Here is a 21396-nt window from a genome sequence, read left to right on the forward strand (position 1 = left end):
CCGCGGTCACCCCTCCCCGCGCGGCGACCTGTCCCCCGGCCAGACGAGAAGAACCCCGCACGGCGCGTGGTCGACGACGAAACGGGTGGCGGGGCCGAGGCTGTCGGGCCCCGGCAGCCCGGGGGCGCCGTCGCGTACGCACACGAGCAGGTCGGCGCCGCTCGCCGCGGTGACCACCTCGTGCTCGGGGACGCCCCGCTCCCACAGACGGCGGACGGGACGGCCCATGCGGGCCTCGGCCTCGTCGAACAGCGCGGCGGCCTGTTCCTCCTCGACGCCCGCGAAGGCCTCGCCGGGCTCGTGGCCGGCCGGACCGAGCAGGCCCGTGAGGGTGTCGGGCGCCGCCGCGCCGCCGCCCTCGGTGACGAGGAGCAGCACGATCTCCTCGAAGGCCATGCCGGCGACCGCGTCCACCGCGCTCTCCCATGCGGCAGCCGGGTTGATCCACACCATCACGGCCACACGACCACGCTCCGAATGCCGACGGGAGGCGTCCACCCTGTCACGGTCCGCGCACGGGCGGGCCCGGCCGCGGGGGCGGACCGGTCCGAGGGGGCGCTCACGAATCCGCAAGAATGCCAGAAGGACCGCGCGTGAGCACCGGCGCCCTGGCACTCCGCGCCTGCGGAGCGCCCCCGCGACGGCCCGCTCCGCAGGTCACACGCCGAGGAAGGCGGCGACCGCGTCGCGGCCCGCGTGGCCGAGCTCACGGTTCTGGATCGAGTGCGACGCGCCCTTCACCACGACGACCTTGCCGTCCGGGGCGTGCCGCGCCTCCTCGTACGCCCACTCCGTCGGCGTGGACAGGTCGTGGTCACCGGTCAGCAGCAGCACCGGCACGTCCGGCAGCCGGGCCGGCGGCTCCGCGGACGGCCGTGAGCGCCAGCGCAGGCACTCCTGGGTGAAACCGCTGCCGGCGGCGGTCGCACGGGTGTACGGCCAGAACCGCTCCGGCGGGATCCGGCGCAGCGCACGGTCGAGGCGGGCCTGGCGGCCGGCCGTCGGCGTGTCCGAGCGGCCCCACGGCCAGACGCTGTCGGAGCAGAACGCGTCGATGTGCAGGCCGGAGCTGTAACCGGCGAGCTCGTCACCGCCGGGCTTGAAGAAGGCGAGCAGCGCGTCCAGGCGCGAGGAGTCACCGTGGCGGGCGGCGTGCAGCGCGCCGACGATGTCGCCCTGCCCGCCGGGTAGGGCGCCGGCGTTCCGGTACGTCGGGTCGGCGAACTCGTACGACACGATCGTGTCGAAGATCCGCACGCCGTCCGCGTCGCCGCGGTGCCGTACCACCCAGGCCAGGTCGTCGGCCGGGTCGAAGCCGCAGGCGGGCGCCGCCGCGCAGGCGTCGCGCAGCACGCGCGCCTCGGCGTGCAGGCCGACGATGTACAGGCCGTCGTCGGCCTCGGGGTCGACGTGCGGCAGCACCGAGTCGAGCACGACCCGCCGGACGCGGGTCGGGTGGACGGCCGCGTAACGCGCCGCGGTGAAGGTGCCGTACGACACCCCGTCGACGACCATCGTGTCGACGCCGAGCGCCCGGCGCAGCGACTCGTAGTCGGCGACGGTCTGCTCGGTGCCGTACAGACCCTTGTCGTCGCCGATGACGCCGGAGCACTCCCGGACCGCGGCGGGTGTCGGCGCGGCGATGTCGGAGCTGCCCACCTGGGCCTGCAGCAGCGGGCAGTCGATCGCGCCGTACTGGCCGGTGCCCCGCTGGTCCAGCAGCACGAACCGGTACTGGCGGGCGATCTCCGGCAGCCGCTGGTGGGCGATCCGGTCGGCGATCGAGACGCCCGGCTGGCCCGGCCCGCCGCTGAGGAAGAGCAGGGTGCCCTTGGGCGCGTCGACGTTGTCGGCGGTGGCGACCTGCAAATCCAGGGTGCCCGGCACCCGGCCGCGATGGTCCAGCGGCACGGTCATGGTCGAACAGGTGAACCCGGGCTGGCCCTGGCACGGGTGCGGATCCCGCAGCCTCGGTGCGGCGGCGGCCGGGCGCGGCGCCGGACCCGCCGCGGCCGGGCCGGCCAGGCCCGCCGTCAGCGCGGTCACCACCGCGGCGATCAGTGCTCGTGAGCGAGCGGCCCGAGTGAACCGGGAGACACAGCAGCGCATGCCGGATTGTCTGCACGGAACCGCGTCCGGCGAAACCCGGCCCGCCGGAGCCGTGCGCTGACCTGTATCGGCCACGTTCGCCCGCTGTATCGCTGAACAGTGCGTCTTCTCATGGGTCTTCCCGCGCGTCACCGCACGGACACCCGAATTCATCCGCCCTCCCTTGACTGGACCCTGACCGGACCGGCAAGTCTCTGGACATGAGTACTCCCCGCAGGAGACTCGGTCTCCGCTCACTCGTCCTCGTACCCGTGCTGGCGACGGCGGGCCTGCTGGCCCACGCCTCCCACTCGTCGGTGGCACCGCTGTCCACCGGCACCGTCTGCCACTCGGCGCTGCCGCCGGAGGCCGACGACACCCTGGGACTCATCGCCGAGGGCGGCCCGTTCCCCTATCCGCAGGACGGCGAGGTCTTCCAGAACCGTGAGGGCGTCCTCCCCCAGGAACCGCAGGGCTACTACCACGAGTACACCGTCAAGACGCCGGGCTCGTCCGACCGCGGGGCCCGGCGGATCGTCACCGCGGGGAGCGGCACCGACTACTACACCTCGGACCACTACGTGACGTTCGACGCCATCGACTTCGGCTGCTGAGGGTCACCGGGCGGTCCGCCCAGGCCAACCGCTCGCCGCGATCGGGCAATGAGTCGGGAAATCGGCGCGTGATCGCGGCGAGCGCGCCGCCCCCGGTGACAGCGTCTGAGGCAGTCGCTCTTTCAGGCGCATTCTCAGGGGGTACGTCATGCGCACACTCACCGTCACCACGCTCGCCGCGGCAGGCCTGCTCTGCCTGGCACCGAACGCGGGCGCCACTCGCGCCGGCAGTCACCTCACCGTCACCGGTCAGGCCAGCCACCTGCGACCCGCGGTCGGCGAGGTCGAGACCGTCCGCTGGACGGTGACCAACACCGGCGACGGGCACCTCGACCACGTACGGCTCATCACGTCGGTGCCGACCGGCTGGACGGTCAAGGACGGTCCCGGCTGCACGCACGTGGCCGCGAACCTCCGCTGCGAACTCGGTGGGCTCGACGCCGGCCGCCGCGTCAGCGTCGACGTCCCGATGGTCGTCCGCAAGCCGCTCGGCCCCGTCCAGCTGCGCGCGTGGGCCGCCGGCTCCGTCGGCCGGCTGAACGTTCCCGGCCCGGAGACCGCCTTCCAGGTGATCGTCGTCGCGCGCCGGTAGCCGGCGCCCAGCCACCGCGACACGGGCGCGGCCGCCGGATCCCGGCGGCCGCGCCCGGCGCGCTCAACGCGAACGGTGACGCGGGTTCAGCCGGTGTTCAGGCAGCCGTCGAAGGCGTAGAGCGGGTTCGGTACCGTGCGGCCGTCCGGGTCGTGAAGGTTCTGCTGCCCGACGTTGTAGGCGGGGCCCTGGGCGGTGTAACAGCCGGTGGCCTTGACCTGCACCTCGTAGCTCAAGGTCTGCAGCGTGCCGTTGACCGGCCAGTAGACCTGGCAGGTCCAGTCGTCGCCCGGCCCCTCGTCCGGGGTCTCCGGGCCGCCCTTGGCGCAGGCCGCGGTGGCGAGCCGCGCGGGCGCGTCGGTGTCCTGGCCGAGCAGCCGGTGCTGGAGCACGTACATGTTGCGGTACGTCGGCCCGACGTCGTCCTGCAGCTTGACCCGCGTGATGTCGACCGTGCCACAGCCCGCCGAGGCGGCGAGGAGCGCGGCGCCCGTGAGGAGCGTCGCCAGTGGTCTCGTCCGGTTCGATGTCATGACGGCTCAGCCCTCGTCGAAGGAACGGCGGCGCAGCAGCAGGTACCCGGCGGCCAGGCAGCCGGCGAGATAGACCGCGGACACCAGCCCTCCCCACAGCAGCGGCGCGTAGTAGGGGTGCGCCGACATCAGCCCGTGCCAGGAGCCGTACGGCGTGGTGAGCAGCAGATGCCGTAGGACGTCGACCCCGTTGACGAAACTCAGCAGCTGCATGACCAGGCCGACCGCGCTCGGCCCGAGGATCCCCGCCGGGCCGTTGCGAGTGGCGACCGAGAACAGCAGCCCCATCGCGGTGAAGCCGAGCGTCGGCGGGACGGCCGTCGCCCAGCTCTCCAGAACCAGCCCGGCCGCCGGCCCCGGTGGGATCAGCGTGCCGGACAGGCTCACCAGCGGCCGCGCTCCGATCACCAGGACCCCGGCGGCGAGGCTGCCGAGCGCGAGCAGAACGACGACCAGCACCGCGAAGGTCATGCCCGCGAACGCCTTGCCCCAGAAGACGCCCAGGCGGGTGCACGAGCGGGTCAGGATCGTCTTCCACGTGTCGTACCGGTCCTCGGAGGCGAAGATGTCGCCGGCGACCAGGCAGGTCAGCAGCGGCAGCGCCCACTGGCCGGTGAACACCAGCACCACCATCGGCGTGGCGAAGCCGCTGAAGTGGGTCCATCGGCCGAACAGCGTGTCGGCGGGCACCGCGTCCTGCAGGCGCAGCGCGGCCACCAGCCCGAAGGGGGCCAGGAAACAGGCCACCGCGGTGAGACGCACCCGCAGCAGGGCGGCGAGCTTCTCCATCTCCCAGCGGTACGCCGTCGCGACGCCGTGCGGTCGCGGGTCCGTCGTCATCGGGCGCCACCGGCCTCCGTCAGCGCGAAGAACATCCGCTCCAGCGGCGAGACCGACTGGTGCAGCTCGCGTACCCCGATCCCCGCCGCGACCAGCTTCGCCACGTAGCCGTCGAGCGCCTCGGCCCGAGCCCGGACGGTGAGGCCGTCGCCGGCAGCCACGGCCAGCTCGTCCTCCGCGAGCGCGAGCGCGGCCTCGTCGTCCACCGTCCGCAGCCGGTACTCCGGCGCGGGCGCGCTCTCGCGCAGTCGCTGGAGGGAACCGTCGTAGACGACCGTGCCGGATCCCAGGATCGTGACCTCGTCGCACAAGGCCTCGACCTCGGCCATCTGGTGACTGCTGAGCAGCACGGTGCCGCCGTCCGCGGCCAGCTCGCGCAGCAGTTCGCGCAGGTCGCGGATGCCGGCCGGGTCCAGGCCGTTGGCCGGCTCATCCAGGATCAGCAGGCGCGGGCGGCGTACGAGCGCGGCGGCGACGCCCAAGCGCTGACGCATGCCGAGGGAGTAGCCGGCGACGCGGGATCCGGCCCTCCCCGTCAGGCCCAGCCGGTCGAGCACTGCCTCGACGCGCCCGTTGCCGTCATCCTGGTCGTACGCGGCGAGCAGCTCGAGGTTCCGCCGGCCCGTCAGGAACGGGTAGAACCGCGGGGCCTCCGCGAATCCGGCCACGTCCGGTTGGAGCCGGCCGCGTGAGTCGCTCATCGGCCGGTCGAACACGTGGACGGTACCGGCGTCCGGGTGGGTGAGGCCGAGCAGGACGCGCAGCAGGGTGGTCTTTCCCGCGCCGTTGGGGCCGAGCAGGCCGTGCACCGAACCGGCCGCGACCCGCAGGTCCACGGCGTCCAGCGCGACGACGTCGTCGTACCGCTTGATGAGGCCCCTCGCGTCCAGGGCGGTGGTCGGCATTCGTCCCCTTCGTCGAGACAACGCGGGTGACGCTAGGCAGGCCGGACTTCCCGTAGGCGACGTCCGGCCGACGCCCTTCTGTCGTGATCGTTACCAGTTGACGCATTGGTCACTGTTTACGCCGATATTTCCCTTGCCGTCGTCTGCAAGATCCTTAACCTGCTTAGCCTCGCGGGGTTCTCTCATCGATTCCTTTGAAGGAGAGTCCGGATGAGACGCATCCTCCGGGGCTGGTGGGTCGGTTTCGGCGCCACCGTGCTCACCGTGAGCGGCCTGGCCGGGGCGGTGGCGGCGACGACGACGCCATCGGACCGGGTCGGCCCACGCCCCGACGGCACCGCCGTCGTCACGTACGGCTGGCGGGTCACTCCCGCGGGGCACCAGACTCCGCTCGGGGAGAAGCCGTTCGCCACCGCGCTCAGCCCCGACGGCAAGTACCTCGCCGTCAGCAACGACGGCACGCACACGCAGTCGCTGTCGCTCCTGGACGCGAACACCCGCGCGACGCTTCAGCACATCGACTACACATCACCCGAAGCGCTGTTCATCGGCCTGGCCTGGAGCCCGGACGGCTCGAAGCTGTACGCCTCGGCCGGCGGCAACGACAAGATCCGCGTGTACACGCGCAGCGGCGACGGCCTCACCGAAGGCACGCCCATCGCACTGCCGAAGGGCTCGTTCCCGGCCGGCATCGTCCTGTCGGCGGACGGCAAACGGCTGTACGCCGCGGACAACGGCAACGGCCGGGTCTCCGAGGTCGACACGGCCGGCGGCACGGTGCTGGGCGCCGTCGGCACCGTGGGACCCAACCCGTACGGCGTCGCGCTCTCACCCGACGAGAAGAGCCTCTACGTCTCCAACTGGGGCACGAACACCGTCTCGGTGCTCGACGCCTCGACGCTCGCGGGCCGGGCCACGATGACGGTGGGCAGCCACCCGACGACGATGACCCGCAACCCGGTGACCAAGGATCTCTACGTCGCCGCGACCGACGCCGACCGCATCGCCGTCATCCGGCCGGGCGCCACCGAGGTGAGCCGCTACATCGACCTCGCGCCGTACCGGGGAGCGCCGGTGGGCACGAGCCCTGAGGGGCTGGACGTGTCCGAGGACGGCGGGACCCTGTACGTGGCGAACGCCGGCAACAACGACGTCGCGGTCGTCGACCTGGCCAAGGGCCGGGTCCGGGGGCTGATCCCGGTCGGCTGGTATCCGACCTCGGTCACGCTCACCCACGACGGCTCCACGCTGCTGGTGACCAACGCCAAGGGCCTCGGCGCCGGGCCGAACCCGCGCGGCCCGAACGTCACCCTCACCGACTACTCCCAGTACGTCGCCTCGATGATCATGGGTACGCTCTCGGCGGTGCCCGTGCCGAGCCCGAGTGCCCTGGCGCACTACACCAAGCAGGTCCGCGTCAACGACCGCTTCGACGGCCCGCACGGCAAGCAGGGGCACCCTGTCGTACCGGCCCGGCCCGGGGACTCCTCGCCGATCAAGCACGTCATCTACGTCGTCAAGGAGAACCGCACCTACGACCAGGTGTTCGGCTCGCTCGGCAAGGGCAACGGCGACCCGTCGCTGAACCTCTTCGACGACGACGTGGCGCCGAACCAGCGCACGCTGGCCCGCCGGTTCGTCACGTTCGACAACTTCTACGCCGACGGCGCGGTCTCCTCCGACGGCTGGGAGTGGGCCACCGGCTCGGAGTCCAACAGCTACAACGAGCACCTGTGGCCCGTCGCGTACGGCGGCCGGGGCCGTTCGGACGACGTGTACACCAACCAGGCCACCGACCCGGGCAAGGTCACCGGTGACTCGCGGATCTGGGACCGCCTCGACGACGCCGGGATCTCCTACCGCAATTACGGCATGTGGGCGGGCGGTCCGCTGCCGGCGAAGGTGTTCGCGACCGAGCCCCGGCTGGCCGGCCACACGGACCCGGACTACGCGGCGCAGAGCCTCGGCCTCACCGACAACAACCGGGTCGACGCGTGGAAGAAGGAGTTCGACCAGTACGTCGGGGATGGGAACCTGCCGCGGATGGAGTTCCTCCGGCTCGGCAACGACCACACCAGCGGCACGACGCCCGGCGCGCTCACGCCGAAAGCCTTTGTCGCCGAGAACGACCTGGCGGTCGGGCGGGTCGTGGACGCGGTCTCGCACAGCCCGTACTGGAAGAGCACGGCGATCTTCATCACCGAGGACGACGCCCAGAACGGGCCCGACCACGTCGACGCCCACCGGACCACCGCCCTGGTGGTCAGCCCGTACACCCAGACCGGGAAGGTGGACTCGACGCAGTACAGCACCGTGTCGATGATGCGGACCATGGAACTGCTCGACGGCATCGGCCCGCTGACCCAGTTCGACGCGATGGCCACGCCGATGACCGCCGGCTTCACCGGCCGGCCGAACACCGTGCCGTTCGACGCGATCACACCGAAGCAGTCGCTGACCGAGAAGAACGGCGCCAACGCCCCGATGGCCGCCGAGTCGCGGCGGATGGACTTCAGCTCCGCCGACCGCGCTCCCGAGCAACAGCTCAACCAGGCGATCTGGGAGAGCGTCAAGGGGGCCGGCAGCGTGATGCCGCCGCCGATCCAGCACGGGCCGGACGACTGAGCCGACTCGGGCGCTGCGCCGACCACCGCGACACGGGCGCGGCCGCCGAACCCCGGCGGCCGCGTCCTGCGCGTCAGTGCAGGGTGCGCTCGAAGGTGATCGGTGCCGTCTCGGTCTGGTGCAGGTCGAAGACGAGGATCTCGTTCCGTCCGCGCCTGAGCCACGGTGCCGGGCAGTACAGCCGCCGTTGCGGGCCGATCTCCCAGTACCTGCCGAGATTGTGGCCGTTGACCCAGACCACGCCCTTGCTCCAGCGCGACATGTCGAGATAGGTGTCGCCGGTGGACCGCAGGTGCACGGTGGCACGGAAGAAGACGCCGGGCCGTGACGGGGTCCGTGCACCGGGCCTCAGGGTCGCGACGAACCGGTCGTCCATCGGCAGGAGGAACACCTCCCAGCCGGTGAGATCCCCGGTCAGGGCGCCGCCGTCGCGCAACGCGACCGATTCCAGGATCCCCTTGCGGTCGACCAGGGCATGGCCGTAGTTGGTGCGGCCCATTCCCTCGACGAGGATGTCCAGCCGCGGATGGTCACCGACCTGGCCGGCCGGCGGCAGCGGCAGCGGCGCGTCGCCGTTCGTAACGTGTCGGGCGCTCGCGACGGTGTCGGGGATCAACGGCCTGGAGAAGCCGCCCGCGTAGGTGTCGTCGAGGAAGACCGTGGCGTAGTCGTGCACCCACCGGATGTCGAGCGTGCCACCGGAGTAGCCGTCGAGCTTCTTGCGGTAGAGGACGAACCCGGAGTTCTGGCCGTACATCTCGAACGGCCGCGGGTCGACCGTCCGGTCCGCGGGCAGCGCGTCCGGCAGGTTGTCCCAGACGGAGGCGTACGGCGCCGGCTCGACCGTGGTCCCGCCGATCGTGGGGATCGGCGCCGGCACCGCCGGCAGAGGCGCCGTCAGGTAGCGCCCGATCAGGTCGCGGTAGTTCATGTACCTCGGCGTCGCCACGCCCTGCTCGCTGATCGGCGCCTCGTAGTCGTAGCTGGTGATGTCCGGCTGGTAGTGGCCGGAGGCGTCGTCGGCGTTGGCCCCGGCGAAGAAGCCGAAGCTGGTGCCGCCGTGGATCATGTAGAGGTTGAAGGACAGGCCGCCGTCCATGCAGTCCCTGATCGTGCCGGAGACGTCGGAGTCGGCACCCTGGAACGTGCTGTCGCCCCAGTGGGTCAGCCAGCCCGGGTACACCTCGCCCGCCATGGCCGGCACGGCCGGGTACGCCGCACGCGCCGCCGCGATCGACGACGCGTCACCGCCGCTCAGCGCGATCGCGCCACCCGGCACGTTGGTGTGATCGCGCTGCAGTTGCGAGAGCCCGTCCTCGGTGTAGAAGGGCCCGTCCACGCCGTGGTCGATCCACAGGCGCCGCAGCTCGGCGAGGTACTCCGCGTCGTCGCCGTAGGAGCCGTACTCGTTCTCGATCTGGACCATCAGGATGGGCCCGCCGCGCGCGACGAGCAGCGGCCTGATCCGCGGCGCGAGCCGCTCGATGTACCGCGCCACCGCCGCCATGTAGCGCGGGTCGTCGGCGGTCTTGACGCGCAGCCTGATGTCCGGGTGCCGCAGCAGGTAGGGCGGGATGCCACCGAGGTCCCACTCGCCGCACACGTAGGGGCCGGGGCGCAGCAGCACCCACATGCCCTCCGCCTGGCAGAGCCGGACGAACGCCTCCACGTCACGGCGGTCGGTGTGGAAGTCGAAGACGCCGGGCCGTTCCTCGATGTAGTTCCACATGACGTACAGCGCGATGGTGTTCATGCCCATGGCCTTGGCCATGCGGATCCGATGGCGCCAGTACTGGACGGGGATGCGCGCCGGATGCATCTCGCCGCTGCGGATCTGGAACGGCCGCCCGTCGAGCAGGAACTCACTGCCGTCGTCGGCGAAGCCGAACGTGTGTCCTTTCGTCTCGCCCGCCGCCGCAGCGGCCGCGTTGCCGGTCACCGCCATCGCGCTGAGGGCGCTCAGCGTGCTGACCTGCAGGAAGTGACGTCTTTCCACGTTCTGCCTCCCTGGTGACGCATCGGGCAGGTGCGGCCGCCATGGAAGCTAGTACGGGGTTCGGTGATTGTCCATGCTCGATTTGGGCCTGAACCGAGCACGTACACGCAATCCGCCGGCCTCGGTCATGCCCATCGGCGGCACGGCGCCATCCGCGCTTGGGCAGGTCCGGGGCCTGCCGGACCGCCCTCGGGCCCGGCCCGGCGAGCCCCGCACCGCCGGCGATCCGGGGTCGGCGCACGACCGAAGGCCGAAAGTGGTCGGTCCCTTATCGGGCGTGGAGGGTTGACTCAATCGGAGATCGAGAACACGATCCGGGCCGTTCCGGCTATTGGAGTGCGAAGGAATGACGAACCTCAGAAGGGCTCTCGCCGTGGCGCCGATGGCCGCCATCGCGCCGGCGGCTCCGCCGTTCGTCGCGGCCCACGGTCAGGCCGCCGAGTCCCGATGCGCCGGCCCGATACGGTCGTCCTCCGTCATGAGAATCGACTCCTGCGACGACGCGACGCGAATCATCGACAAGGCCGCGCATCTCGTTCCGCGGCCAGCGCAGGTCGCCTGGCAGCGTAATGGGATCGCCGCTTTCATCTGTTTCGGCATGGAAAGTCCGCGGCGCCTCACCGCCGTGACCACCATCGGATACAGCCGCGTCCTCACCCTCACGGCCCCGGTCACCACGAGCCGCCTCCGCGTCCGCGTCGAACAGTCACGGGCGGTCCCGTACGTGACCTCCCTCGGTCTCCATCTCACCGCGCCGCCGCCCTGAGGCCGCGCGGCCCGTCGGACCTCGTCCTGTCACCCGCCGAAGAAAGGCATGACATGTTGACTGGTAGCAAGAGAGCGGTGCGGTGGAGATCCACCCGCCGCCGGCCCGCCCGTCCCGGTACGCGGATCGCGGCCGCGGGGGTCCTCGCCGGCTCGCTCGTCGCGGGGCTCGCCGTGACGCCGTCCGCGCAGGCCGACCCCGCGACGACCGTCCCGCGGATCGTCCCGGCGCCGGTGTCCATGAATACGGTCCCCGGGCAGTCGTTCACGCTGACCCGGCACACCAAGATCGTCATCGGGTCGAGATCGGCCGACGTCGCCCGTGTGGCGGCGTCCCTGGCCGGGCTGGCGCGTCCCTCGACCGGGTACCCGCTGCCCGTGGTGGGCTCGGGCGCCGGCGTCCACGACGCCATCTCGCTGCGGCTGGCCGCCCTGCCGCAGCTCGGCACCGAGGGCTACCAGCTGAACGTGTCCCGCGGCGGCGTCCAGCTGGCGGCGCCGACGGCGGCCGGGCTGTTCCACGGCGTACAGACCCTGCGCCAGCTGCTGCCGGCCAAGGTGGAGAGTCACAGCGCGCAACGGGGACCGTGGACCGTTCCCGGCGTCACGATCAGCGACCACCCGCGGTTCGCCTGGCGCGGCGCGATGCTCGACGTCTCACGGCACTTCTTCACCGTCGCGGAGGCGAAGCGGTACATCGACGAGATCTCGATGTACAAGATCAACGTCCTGCACCTGCACCTCAGCGACGACCAGGGCTGGCGTATCGCGATCAAATCGTGGCCGCGGCTCGCGACGTACGGCGGCAGCACGGAGGTCGGCGGCGGGCCGGGCGGCTACTACACCCAGAAGCAGTACACCGACATCGTGCGGTACGCGGCGCAGCACTTCATCACCGTCGTGCCGGAGATCGACAGCCCCAGCCACACCAACGCGGCCCTCGCCTCGTACGCCGACCTGAACTGCGACGGCAAGGCGCCGCCGCTCTACACCGGCACGAGCGTCGGCTTCAGCTCGGTGTGCGTGGACAAGGACCTCACCTACAAGTTCTTCGACGACGTGATCGGCGAGCTCGCGAAGCTGACCCCCGGCTCGTACATACACGTCGGCGGCGACGAGGCGCACAGCACACCGCTCGCGGACTACGTCACGTTCCTCGACCGGCTCCAGCCGATCGTGCACGCCCACGGCAAGAACATGATCGGCTGGAACGAGATCGCCCAGGCGGACGTGCAGAGCAGCCCGGCCACGCTGGCCCAGAACTGGAGCATCCTCGACGGCAACACACCGGCCGCCGACCCGCTGGCCACGGCGGCCGTGCAGAAGGGCGTCCAGCTGGTCACCTCGCCGGCGAACCACGCGTACCTGGACATGCAGTACGACGCGAACTCCCCCTACGGCCTGCACTGGGCCGGGTACGTCAGCGTGCAGAAGTCCTACCAGTGGGACCCGGCGACGCTGTTCACCGGCGTCACCGAACAGAACATCCGAGGCGTCGAGGCGCCGATCTGGAGCGAGACCCTCACCAACATCCATGAGGTGGAGTACATGGCCTTCCCCCGCCTCCCCGGCATCGCCGAGATCGGCTGGTCGCCGCGGACGGGCCGTTCGTGGGACGAGTACCGGACCCGCCTCGCCGCCCAGGGACCGCGCTGGACGGTCATGGGCGTCAACTTCTACCGTTCCCCGGAGATCTCCTGGGACGCGCAGAGCGCGACGCGGTGACCGGGGCGGCAGCGCCGGCCGTCCCCGACCGGGGGCGCCGGCGCTGTCGCGCCTCGCGGTGGCCGGGGCGCCGCCTGGTCAGGGCTCCACGATGTGGCCCGCCGCCCTGAGCGCGCCGACGGCGGCGTCGCGCCGCTCCACCGGCACGAACACGAGATCGGCGTCAAAGGTGGAGGCCACGAAGACCGGCACACCGGCGTCCGCGAGCGGTACGAGGAGCGCGGCCAGCATCCCCGGTTGGTCGAGATCGTGCGCCGAGACGCCCCGCAGGCCGTGCCACAGTTCTTCCGGCGGGTCGTCGGCGGTGGCGGCACGGACGACGGTGACGCCGTCCGGATCCCGCACGAACACGGTGACGGACCCCGGCTCCGCGCCGCGCCCACGCTCGACGCGAAAGGCCCCGCTCAGCGATCGGAGCCGCTGCCGAGGCGGTGGCCCAGAGACGTCGGACATGAGCGTCAGCGTACGACGGCCGGACCTTCGAATCACCGTGCTGCGCCTTCGGGCGGAGGATCTACGGGCTCTGGTGCCGGCGCGGTCTCAATCTCATGTCAGTAGCTCCAGCAGGTGGCGAAGGGTTTCCTCAGGCGCCTCCTCTGGCAGGAAATGGCCGGCCTGGACGGGTCCGCCGCGTACGTCGGGGGCCCAGGCCTTCCATACCTCAAGCGGGTCGTACCACTGCCCGACCGGGCCGGTGGCGCTCCACAACACCAACGTCGGGCAGGCGATGCTCCGATGGCCCCGGTCGGCCAGGTCATCGGCCACGTCCAGGGTGGCGGCCGCGCGGTATTGCTCGCAGATGGCATGAACCGTCTCCGGATCGGCGAAGGCCGCGGTGTAGGCGGCTCGTACCCGCTCGGGGAACACGCCGGGCACCCGGGACCAGGCGTCGAGCATGTGGTCGACCAGTACCTGCGGCGCCGCCGCGATCATCTTCTCCGGTATCGGCTCTGGAGCCGCCAGGAACGACCACACCCAGAAGCCGAGGCTGAAGTCGGCGTCGGCGCGGGTGTAGGCCTCACCGGTCGGCACGATGTCCAGCACCGCCAGGTGGCTGACCGCGGCCGGGTGATCGAGTGCCATCCGGTAGGCACACCGGGCGCCGCGGTCGTGGCCGACCACCGCGAACCGGTCGAAGCCCAGCGCCGCCATCACCTGGACCTGGTCGGCGGCGATCGTCCGCATCCGGTAGGGCTCGTGATCAGGGCTGCTGGGCGGCTTACCGCTCGCGCCGTAGCCGCGTAGGTCGGTCGCGACGACGGTGAACCGCTCGGCCAGGGCCGGCGCGATGCGGTGCCACATCAGGTGCGACTCGGGAATGCCGTGCAGCAGCAGGACCGGCGGCCCGGACCCGCCCCGGACACCATGGATCGTCGTCTGCGACGTCGCGATGTCGAACTCGTCGAAACCCTCGAACATTTCCCTCAAGCTAGTCCGCGGGTACGACACTCACGACGGCCCGGCCGACACTGATGCCCCCTGACGTCCGGGCGCCGGGCTCCTCGTACCGGCCGCGAAGCCGCCCGCTTCGTGGCTAACATGACGCAGTGCCCGATCTGCTCCTGCCGTTTCTCGGTGTCGTCGCGGTCCTCACCGTCACGCCCGGTCCCGACATGCTGCTGGTGGTCCGCAACGGGCTCAGCGCGGGAGTGCGCGGGGCCTGGCTCACCGGCCTCGGTTGCTGCCTGGGCATCGCGGTGCACGCCACCGCCGCGGTTCTCGGGCTCTCGGCGATCCTGGCCGCCTCGGCGACCGCGTACGCGGCGGTCAAGCTCGCCGGCGCCGCCTATCTGGCCTACCTCGGCGTCCGGCTGCTGATCTCGGCGATCATGTCGGGGGACGCGCCGACGGAGGAGACGCGCGTGCACCCCGCGGGCCGTACCGGCGCGGCGTTCCGGCAGGGGCTGGTGACGAACCTCCTCAACCCCAAGATCGCGCTGCTCTTCCTCACCCTGCTCCCCCAGTTCGTCGCCGACGGCGAGCCGCGCCTGCGCACGACCGCCACGCTCGCGCTGGTCTTCCTCGGCACCGCCGTGCTGTGGTGGCGGACGTTCTCCCTGGCCATCGGCCCGATCTCCCGGCTGTTGAGCGGCCGCCGCTCGCGCCGGGTGCTCGACGGCGTGGCCGGCTGCGCCCTGCTCGCGATCAGTGCCCGCGTGGCCTTCGAGCACGGCTGACGGGCCGCCCCTGCGGTCCACGGCGCGGCGCTTCACCCGGAAACCGCGAGCCTGACCCTGAGGTCAGTGATCGGTAAGCGCGCCGTCCTAGTGTTCGGGGAAGTAGAGCACGCCGAACGCCGGAGGTCTTCATGGGCAGCACCCGGACCTGCCGCGGTTCCGTGCGGATCACCTGACGGAGCGCATCGCGACGGCAGGTGGCCCGGCAGGATCGCCGCGTCAATCCCCATCGTCGCATGAGAGGGAAACACCTCCCTCTCATGCGACATCGTCTTTCCCGGGGGTCCGCCCGGGCGGGTCTCAGCCGACCAGCTCGTTCCAGCGGGGCACCCGTGGCACGATCAGGAGCCGCATCCCCGCCTCGGCCGGCGTGCGGTCACCCTTGCGGCCGTTACACGGTCCGCACGCGAGGACGGTGTTCTCCCAGCTCGTCGCGCCGCCGCGCGAACGCGGCACGATGTGGTCGACCGTGTCGGCCCGTGCGTCGCAGTAGCCGCAGCGTCCGCCGTCGCGGCGGCGCAGGCCGTGCTTGGTCCACGCCGGGCCCCGGCCGTACCGCCAGCGCATCGTGACGTAGCGGACCAGGCGCAGCACCCGAGGCAGCGGGAAGTGCCCGATGCGCCGGCCCTCCACCGCCTCTTCGACGACGGCGACACCGCGCACCAGCATGCGTACGGCGTGCCGCACGTCGACCTTGTGCAGCGGCTCGTACGAGGCGTTCAGAACCAGTACGTTCACCGGGCTCCCCATTTCACCGCGAAAAACAAACAACGCCGTCTCCTCATTCCGGAAACGGCGTGACAGCGGGGACGGCTAACGCCCCCGCCGGCGGCCTTCTTCCGGAATTCGCTCATGCCGGGTCAGTCGCTCCGGACCGCCCTCGCCGGGTTCGCCGGCACGGCCCGGCGTCGAGGTGAGCAGGCGTGACCGCCACTGGGGCGTGATCGGCGCGTCGCCCGGGGTGTCCGGCGCGCCGTCGATGTGCTGCGACACGGTGCCCTCCTTTCCGCCGTCCGGATTCCCGAACAGCATGAATCACTCACACAAGTACGGGCAACGCCTTTTCCGTAAAAGCGGGCTGCCTAAAAGGCGAACGGCCGGTGCCGTCCGGCACCGGCCGTTCGCCCCGGGAACGACGTGTCAGGGGGCTCGTTCAGAGTTTCCGTAGCGCGCTCAACGTACGCTCCCCGCCCGGGTCGCCGCCGGTGACCGGGACCACCGCGACCTCATCGACGCCCGCGTCGGCGTAGGCCGCCAGCCGCGAGCGTACGGCGGCGGTGTCGCCCGCCAGCCCGATCGTGCCGGCCAGTTCCAGCGGCAGCGCGGTGAGCAGGTCGCGCGGCGCGGTGCCGGCGCGCGCGAGTGCGACCGCGTCGGAGAACCCGGCGGCGGCGAGGTTGGCGGAGTAGCCGGGGACGCTCAGGTACGGCACCAGGCCCCAGATCAGCTGGGCGTACGACTCCGGCACCGGGTCGACCGCCGCCGGCATCCAGGCGGCCAGCCGTGGCGTCGGGCGGCCCGCCTTCCTGGCCGCGGTGTCCAGCTTCTCCTTCAGATCGGCGGCCTGCTGCGGCGTGACGAGGTTGATCACCATCCGGTCGGCGTGCGCGGCGGCGGTCGCGATCGCGCGGTCGCCGAGCGCCGCCACCGTGAGCGGGCCCTCCGGCGGGGCCAGGCGGAGCCGGAAGCCGCTCTCGCCGTTCGTCCGACCGCCGCCCAGCAGCGTGGCCACCGCCCGTACGCTCTCCTCCAGAGTGCCGGCGGCGCCGGAGCGTGAGCGGCCGTGCCAGTCCTCGACGAGCGTGGGGTTGGAGGTGCCCAGTGCCACGCCGACCCGCCGCCGCGTGAGCGCGGTCACCGACGCGGCGCCCATCGCGATCATGGCCGGGTCCCGTACGGCCACCGGCACCGGGCCGACGGTCAGCGCGATGGCGTCGGTGGCCAGTCCGACCGCCGTCGCCAGCGCGAAGGCGTCCCAGGTGCCCGTCTCCCCGATCCAGAGTTCGCCGAACCCCAGGCGGTCGGCGAGCACGGCGGTGTGCAGCGCCTCCTCCGGGGGACGATCGAGCCACATTCCGACAACGGCGCTGATGTCCATGCGTCCATCGAAGCAGAAGCGGGCCGCAGGTCGTGCCGGATGTAAGATGCGTCCGGTTCATACCGTATTGCCGCAACTCTCCGGCTTTGCTGGCACCGGAGGTACCACCGCTCACCGGCGCGTTTAGAGTGGTCGGCGTGGCTGAAGAGGTGTGGAAGGTAGAACCGTCCGGTCCGCTGCGTGGCGACATCCACGTGCGGGGCTCGAAGAACGCCGTCACGAAGCACATGGTCGCGGCCATGCTGGGCGAGGGCGAGAGCACGATCCGCAACGCGCCGGAGGTCGGTGACGTCGAGATCACCGGGGCGATGCTCCAGGCGCTCGGGCACGCCGTCACGCGTGACGGGTCGCAGATCCGCATCGCGCCGGGCCCGGTGGCCGAGCCCCGGGTGCCGGAGGCGTTCACCGGTCTGAACCGGATTCCGATCCTGATGGTGGGCCCCCTGCTGCACCTGACCGGCGAGGCGTTCGTGCCGCTCGTGGGCGGCGACCCGATCGGCCGCCGGCCGGTCGACTTCCACGTCGAGGCGCTGCGGGCCATGGGCGCCGAGGTCGAGGTCGGCGAGACCGGCATCTCCGCGCGCGCCACCCGGCTGCACGGCGCTCGCATCGACCTGCCCTACCCCAGCGTCGGCGCCACCGAGACGGTGCTGATGTCGGCCGTGCTCGCCGAGGGCAAGACCGTGCTGCGCGGCGCCGCCATGGAGCCGGAGGTCGTGGAGCTGGCGCTGTTCCTGCAGCGCATGGGCGCCCAGATCGAGCTGAGCCCGGATCGCCGCATCGTCATCGAGGGCGTGCCCCGGCTCAAGGGCGCGTCGACACGCCTCGCCGGCGACCGCCTTGAGGCGTTCTCCTACCTGGTGGCGGGCCTGATCACGGGCGGCGAGGTCCGCGTGCACGGCTGCTCGCAGGACCGCCTGGTCACCGCCATCACCACGCTCGCCCGGATGGGCGCCCGCTTCGAGATCACCGACGACTGGATCACCGCGTCGGCCCCCGACGGCCTGCGCCCGGCGGCGGTCCACACCGACACGCACCCCGGGTACATGACCGACTGGCAACAGCCGCTGATGGTGCTGTTCACCCAGGCGGAGGGCATGTCGGTGCTGCACGAGACGGTGTTCGAGAATCGCCTGGTGTACGTCCCGGCGCTGAAGAAGATGGGCTGTGAGATCGAGGTCTTCAACGCCTGCCTCGGCGGCCCGGCCTGCCGGTTCCACGACAGCAACTCGGTCCACTCCGCCGTGGTCCGCGGCGTGTCCAAGCTGAGAGGCGCGGACGTGACGATGCCGGACGTCCGCGCGGGCTTCTCCGCGGTCCTGGCCGCGGCGGCGGCCGACGGCCCGTCGACCCTGCGCGGGGTCCACCACATCGAACGCGGCTACCACCGTCCGGCCGAGCAGTTCGCCTCTCTGGGCCTGACGCTCACCCGCGAGAACGCCTGAGCGCACTTAGCCGGTCGCCAGGAGGTCGCGCAGGGCCGCGTCGACGAAGGCGGCGGCCTCCGGGTCGGCGCCGCCGCCCGCGAGGTGGCCCCAGATGCCGGGGATGACGCGCACCTCGGCGTCCGGCAGGTGCCGGGCGCTCCACTCCTCGTCCTCGGGCGGGAAGTAGAGGTCCTTCCGCGACGGCAGCAGCAGCGCCCGTGCCTTGACGGAGGCGAGCGCCGCCACGGTGTCCCCGTCGAAGCCCGGGGTCCGGCCCACGTCGGCGTGCTGCCAGGTCCACATCATCGCGAGAAGATCGTTGGCGTCCCAGCCGGCGAAGTTGGCCTCCCAGACGCCGGTGATGAAGTCCTCCAGCGTGGCGAAGCCGAGCCGCTCGTGCACGCGCTCCCAGTAGAAGGCCTGGGACAGGCCCCAGCCGGCGTAGACGCGGGAGAAGGCGCGCAGGCCCGCTCGCGGCTGCTCGGTGTAGTCGCCTCCCGCGTACGCGGAGTCGGCGGTGAGCGCGGCTCGCAGGCCTTCGAGGAACACCTGGTTGTGCGGGCTGGTGTGCGATGAGCCGGTGATCGACGCGAGACGCTCGACCATCTCCGGGTGGCCGACCGCCCACTGGTAGGCCTGCCCGGCGCCCATCGAGGCGCCGAGCACGAGGGCGAGCCGGTCGACGCCGAGGTGCTCGGTCACCAGGCGATACTGGGCCGCGACGTTGTCCGCCATCGTGACCTGGGGGAACCGCGCCCGGTCGAAGGGCGGCGGGGTGTTGCTCGGCGAGCTGGACAGGCCGTTGCCGAACAGGTTCGGCGCGATGACGAAGTAGCGGTCGGTGTCCAGGGCCCGGCCCGGACCGATCAGCCACTCGTTGGCCTCGTGCGTGCCGGCGAACCAGGTCGGAAACAGGATCGCGGCGCGGCCCGGCACACCGTAGGTCGCGTACGCGAGCCGTGCGCCGGGCAGCGTACCGCCGCGCTGGAGGGCCAGGTCGCCCAACTCGAAGATCTCGTGGTCGGTCACACCTGATCGGAACCGCCCGGAGCGGCGCTTATTCCGCCTGGGCGCGAGGCCCTCGCCCGCCGTCGGCGGGCGAGGGCGGTGCTCTCAGGCCCGTGTACGGCGGCCGCCCAGCCGGGCGCCCGGCAGCCAACGCACCGCACGCCGGAACGGGCTCTTGGACGGCGCCTTGGCGGCGTGCACGCGGACGCTGAGGTTGCCGTTGACCGTCCGGTACGGTTCGAGCCGTCCACGCGCGGGCACCTGCTCGGCGTACCCGCGCAGGCGCCGCTCGTACGTCCAGCCGCCCCCGTCGATCCGCGCGAAGAGGTCCCACACGTCGTCCGGCAGCCACGGCAGCGCCCGCGTGTCGACCAGGGCCTCGCCGGTCATCGCGCCGTCGCTCAGGTGCTCCGTGCTGATCGCCAGCGGCAGGTCGGCGCTGTCGCCGCGCCGGCGGATGTACAGGTCGAGCCGCCACGGGCGGTCGTCGAGCGCGAACGCCTCCGGGCGGGCGCCGACCGGCACCCGGGGGTCCCAGCGGCCGTCGCGGAACGCCAGCGGTTCGCCGTCCGCGTAGACGAAACGCGCGGTGAAGCGCACCGCGAGCCGGTCGCCGCGCCAGCGTACGCCGTCCAGCACCGCGTCGAGCCGCATGTCGCGCTCGGCCCGCACGAGGTCGAATAGCTCGTCGTGGCGGTCGGCGCGCAGCAGCTCCGACCGCACGCGGAAGCGCGCGGGAAGCCACTCGTCGACGCCGGCGCCGAACCGTTCGCCGGTGAGACGCACCGCCTCGTCGTAGTACGCCCGGCGGTAGTCGGCCGGGGCGTCCAGGAAGCCGTTCTCGCCGAACCGCTTGAGGAGCTTGCCCCGGTACCAGTGCGCGTAGTACCGGTCGCGTACGGGCCCGGGTGGCACGTGCTCGTCGACGATGTCGAGCACCTCGCGCAGCATGGCGTGGTAGTGCGCCGGTTCGGGCAGGGCGCGGGAGTAGCTGCCGGGCCGCTTCACCCAGTGGCAGCAGGGGTAGTCGCCGACCACCGAGATCGTGCCGGCGTTGAAGTAGGCCCGCAGCACGAACCGGTGGTCCTCCAGCCGCACCGGGCCCTCGGGGAACCGGATCCCGTGCCGGGCCAGGAACGAGCGGCGGAACAGCTTGTGCGGGGTGAGGATGCCCAGGAGGTTGTCCTCGAGGACGTCGGCACGGTCGCGGTCGGTCCGGAACATGAGCCGGGGCACGCGGCGGCCGTGGCCGACCATCTTCCCGATGACGATGTCGGCGTCGTTGCGGAGCGCCATGGCGTGCATGCGCTCCAGCGCCTCCTCCCCGAGCCAGTCGTCGTCGTCGAGGAAGTAGACGTACTCGCCGCGGGCGGCGTCGATGCCGGCGTTGCGCGGGCCGCCGGGGCCGCCGCTGGGCGGCAGGTGGATGACCTGGATCCGGTCGTGTTCGGCGGCGAGCTCGTCGAGACGCTTCTCGGTGCCGTCGCTCGACCCGTCGTCGACGAAGATCACCTCGTAGTCGTCCATCGTCTGGGCCAGCACCGACTCCGCGCAGCGGGAGATGTCCTCGCCCGTGTTGTAGACCGGGATGATGACGCTGACCTTCACCGCGTCAGCTCCAGCGCCGCCTGGACGGCCGGGGCGAGCCGGTGACGCTCGTCGGGGCCGACGAACATCCACTCGTCGACCTCCCCCGTCGCGGTGAACTCGCCGTGGTACCCGGCGGTGTAACAGGCCATGCGGACGCGCGTGCCGGCCGGCTGGTCGTGCGCCGGCGCCTCCACCACGCCGATGCCGTGAAAGCTCTCCGGGTCGAGGTGCACACCGAGTTCTTCGCGGACCTCGCGGGACAGCGCGGTCCAGTCGTCCTCACCGGGTTCGCGTTTGCCTCCGGGGAGGTACAGCCGGTCACGCGCGCGTGCCCGTACGGCCAGGAGCCGTCCGTCCGAGACATGCACCCAGCCAACAACGTCAAGCACAAGATCCATCCTGCCAGTGGTTCC

The 21396-nt window shown here is 71.8% G+C and carries 21 protein-coding genes; 7 read left to right on the top strand and 14 right to left on the bottom strand.

What is annotated here, in order from left to right; translation table 11 throughout:
• Positions 1-6: 6 nt before the first annotated feature.
• Both QSK37_RS18265 and QSK37_RS18270 read right to left on the bottom strand, forming a co-directional pair.
• Positions 7-462, bottom strand: coding sequence for a universal stress protein (locus QSK37_RS18265; protein WP_285622424.1), 456 nt, complete (start codon positions 460-462; stop codon positions 7-9).
• Between the two features lie 195 nt (positions 463-657).
• Positions 658-2046, bottom strand: a complete 1389-nt coding sequence (locus QSK37_RS18270; protein ID WP_285622426.1) for an alpha/beta hydrolase — start codon at positions 2044-2046, stop codon at positions 658-660.
• 263 nt (positions 2047-2309) lie between these two features.
• Between QSK37_RS18270 and QSK37_RS18275 the strand changes: the two genes are divergently transcribed.
• Together QSK37_RS18275 and QSK37_RS18280 are read left to right on the top strand one after the other, a co-directional pair.
• Positions 2310-2702, top strand: coding sequence for a guanyl-specific ribonuclease (locus QSK37_RS18275; RefSeq protein ID WP_285622430.1), 393 nt, complete (start codon positions 2310-2312; stop codon positions 2700-2702).
• A 148-nt stretch (positions 2703-2850) separates the two neighbouring features.
• The gene (locus tag QSK37_RS18280) at positions 2851-3294 is read left to right on the top strand and encodes a hypothetical protein (RefSeq protein ID WP_285571455.1); all 444 of its coding nucleotides are present in this window, start codon (positions 2851-2853) and stop codon (positions 3292-3294) included.
• A gap of 86 nt (positions 3295-3380) precedes the next feature.
• On the opposite strand, the gene QSK37_RS18285 is transcribed toward QSK37_RS18280, so the two are convergent.
• From QSK37_RS18285 to QSK37_RS18295, 3 genes are read right to left on the bottom strand one after another with little or no spacing between them, the layout of a single operon-like run.
• A complete protein-coding gene (locus QSK37_RS18285) occupies positions 3381-3827 on the bottom strand; it encodes a hypothetical protein (RefSeq protein WP_285622432.1) in 447 nt (148 codons plus the stop codon).
• A gap of 6 nt (positions 3828-3833) precedes the next feature.
• Positions 3834-4667 carry an ABC transporter permease gene (locus QSK37_RS18290; protein ID WP_285622433.1) on the bottom strand — a complete coding sequence of 278 codons (834 nt, stop codon included), beginning with the start codon at positions 4665-4667 and terminating at the stop codon, positions 3834-3836.
• Positions 4664-5572: an ABC transporter ATP-binding protein gene (locus QSK37_RS18295; protein ID WP_285622435.1), complete on the bottom strand. Its 909-nt coding sequence runs from the start codon at positions 5570-5572 to the stop codon at positions 4664-4666. The genes QSK37_RS18290 and QSK37_RS18295 overlap by 4 nt, the downstream gene beginning before the upstream one ends.
• A 210-nt stretch (positions 5573-5782) precedes the next feature.
• On the opposite strand from QSK37_RS18295, the gene QSK37_RS18300 reads away from it, so the two are divergent.
• Positions 5783-8197: a bifunctional YncE family protein/alkaline phosphatase family protein gene (locus tag QSK37_RS18300; RefSeq protein WP_285622437.1), complete on the top strand. Its 2415-nt coding sequence runs from the start codon at positions 5783-5785 to the stop codon at positions 8195-8197.
• A gap of 73 nt (positions 8198-8270) precedes the next feature.
• Here the strand turns inward: QSK37_RS18300 and QSK37_RS18305 are convergent, their stop codons facing one another.
• Entirely contained in the window at positions 8271-10193 is a 1923-nt protein-coding gene (locus tag QSK37_RS18305; protein ID WP_285622439.1) for a beta-galactosidase, read from the bottom strand.
• Positions 10194-10539: 346 nt separating this feature from the next.
• On the opposite strand from QSK37_RS18305, the gene QSK37_RS18310 reads away from it, so the two are divergent.
• Both QSK37_RS18310 and QSK37_RS18315 read left to right on the top strand, forming a co-directional pair.
• Positions 10540-10959 carry a hypothetical protein gene (locus QSK37_RS18310; RefSeq protein WP_285622441.1) on the top strand — a complete coding sequence of 140 codons (420 nt, stop codon included), beginning with the start codon at positions 10540-10542 and terminating at the stop codon, positions 10957-10959.
• A gap of 77 nt (positions 10960-11036) precedes the next feature.
• Positions 11037-12683 carry a beta-N-acetylhexosaminidase gene (locus tag QSK37_RS18315; RefSeq protein WP_285622443.1) on the top strand — a complete coding sequence of 549 codons (1647 nt, stop codon included), beginning with the start codon at positions 11037-11039 and terminating at the stop codon, positions 12681-12683.
• Between the two features lie 78 nt (positions 12684-12761).
• Here QSK37_RS18315 and QSK37_RS18320 read toward each other — a convergent pair whose 3' ends face one another.
• Both QSK37_RS18320 and QSK37_RS18325 read right to left on the bottom strand, forming a co-directional pair.
• Entirely contained in the window at positions 12762-13136 is a 375-nt protein-coding gene (locus QSK37_RS18320) for an ACT domain-containing protein (RefSeq protein ID WP_285571475.1), read from the bottom strand.
• A gap of 93 nt (positions 13137-13229) precedes the next feature.
• Entirely contained in the window at positions 13230-14102 is an 873-nt protein-coding gene (locus QSK37_RS18325; protein WP_285622445.1) for an alpha/beta fold hydrolase, read from the bottom strand.
• A 128-nt stretch (positions 14103-14230) separates the two neighbouring features.
• Between QSK37_RS18325 and QSK37_RS18330 the strand changes: the two genes are divergently transcribed.
• Positions 14231-14860 carry a LysE family translocator gene (locus QSK37_RS18330; RefSeq protein ID WP_285571479.1) on the top strand — a complete coding sequence of 210 codons (630 nt, stop codon included), beginning with the start codon at positions 14231-14233 and terminating at the stop codon, positions 14858-14860.
• Between the two features lie 300 nt (positions 14861-15160).
• Here the strand turns inward: QSK37_RS18330 and QSK37_RS18335 are convergent, their stop codons facing one another.
• The 3 genes from QSK37_RS18335 to QSK37_RS18345 form a co-directional block, all read right to left on the bottom strand.
• The gene (locus QSK37_RS18335) at positions 15161-15598 is read right to left on the bottom strand and encodes an HNH endonuclease (protein ID WP_285622448.1); all 438 of its coding nucleotides are present in this window, start codon (positions 15596-15598) and stop codon (positions 15161-15163) included.
• 75 nt (positions 15599-15673) lie between these two features.
• Positions 15674-15853: a hypothetical protein gene (locus QSK37_RS18340; RefSeq protein ID WP_285622449.1), complete on the bottom strand. Its 180-nt coding sequence runs from the start codon at positions 15851-15853 to the stop codon at positions 15674-15676.
• A gap of 160 nt (positions 15854-16013) precedes the next feature.
• Positions 16014-16958 carry an LLM class F420-dependent oxidoreductase gene (locus tag QSK37_RS18345; RefSeq protein WP_285622451.1) on the bottom strand — a complete coding sequence of 315 codons (945 nt, stop codon included), beginning with the start codon at positions 16956-16958 and terminating at the stop codon, positions 16014-16016.
• Positions 16959-17095: 137 nt separating this feature from the next.
• Between QSK37_RS18345 and murA the strand changes: the two genes are divergently transcribed.
• A complete protein-coding gene (gene murA / locus QSK37_RS18350) occupies positions 17096-18403 on the top strand; it encodes a UDP-N-acetylglucosamine 1-carboxyvinyltransferase (protein ID WP_285622452.1) in 1308 nt (435 codons plus the stop codon).
• Between the two features lie 6 nt (positions 18404-18409).
• Here the strand turns inward: murA and QSK37_RS18355 are convergent, their stop codons facing one another.
• The 3 genes from QSK37_RS18355 to QSK37_RS18365 form a co-directional block, all read right to left on the bottom strand.
• A complete protein-coding gene (locus QSK37_RS18355) occupies positions 18410-19414 on the bottom strand; it encodes an alpha/beta fold hydrolase (protein ID WP_285622454.1) in 1005 nt (334 codons plus the stop codon).
• Between the two features lie 84 nt (positions 19415-19498).
• Positions 19499-21001: a glycosyltransferase family 2 protein gene (locus QSK37_RS18360; RefSeq protein ID WP_285622456.1), complete on the bottom strand. Its 1503-nt coding sequence runs from the start codon at positions 20999-21001 to the stop codon at positions 19499-19501.
• Positions 20998-21372, bottom strand: a complete 375-nt coding sequence (locus QSK37_RS18365) for an NUDIX hydrolase (RefSeq protein ID WP_432705575.1) — start codon at positions 21370-21372, stop codon at positions 20998-21000. Before QSK37_RS18365 ends, QSK37_RS18360 begins: the two co-directional genes overlap by 4 nt.
• Positions 21373-21396 lie beyond the last annotated feature (24 nt).

Source organism: Actinoallomurus iriomotensis (genome assembly GCF_030269445.1).
Lineage (GTDB): Bacteria > Actinomycetota > Actinomycetes > Streptosporangiales > Streptosporangiaceae > Actinoallomurus > Actinoallomurus iriomotensis.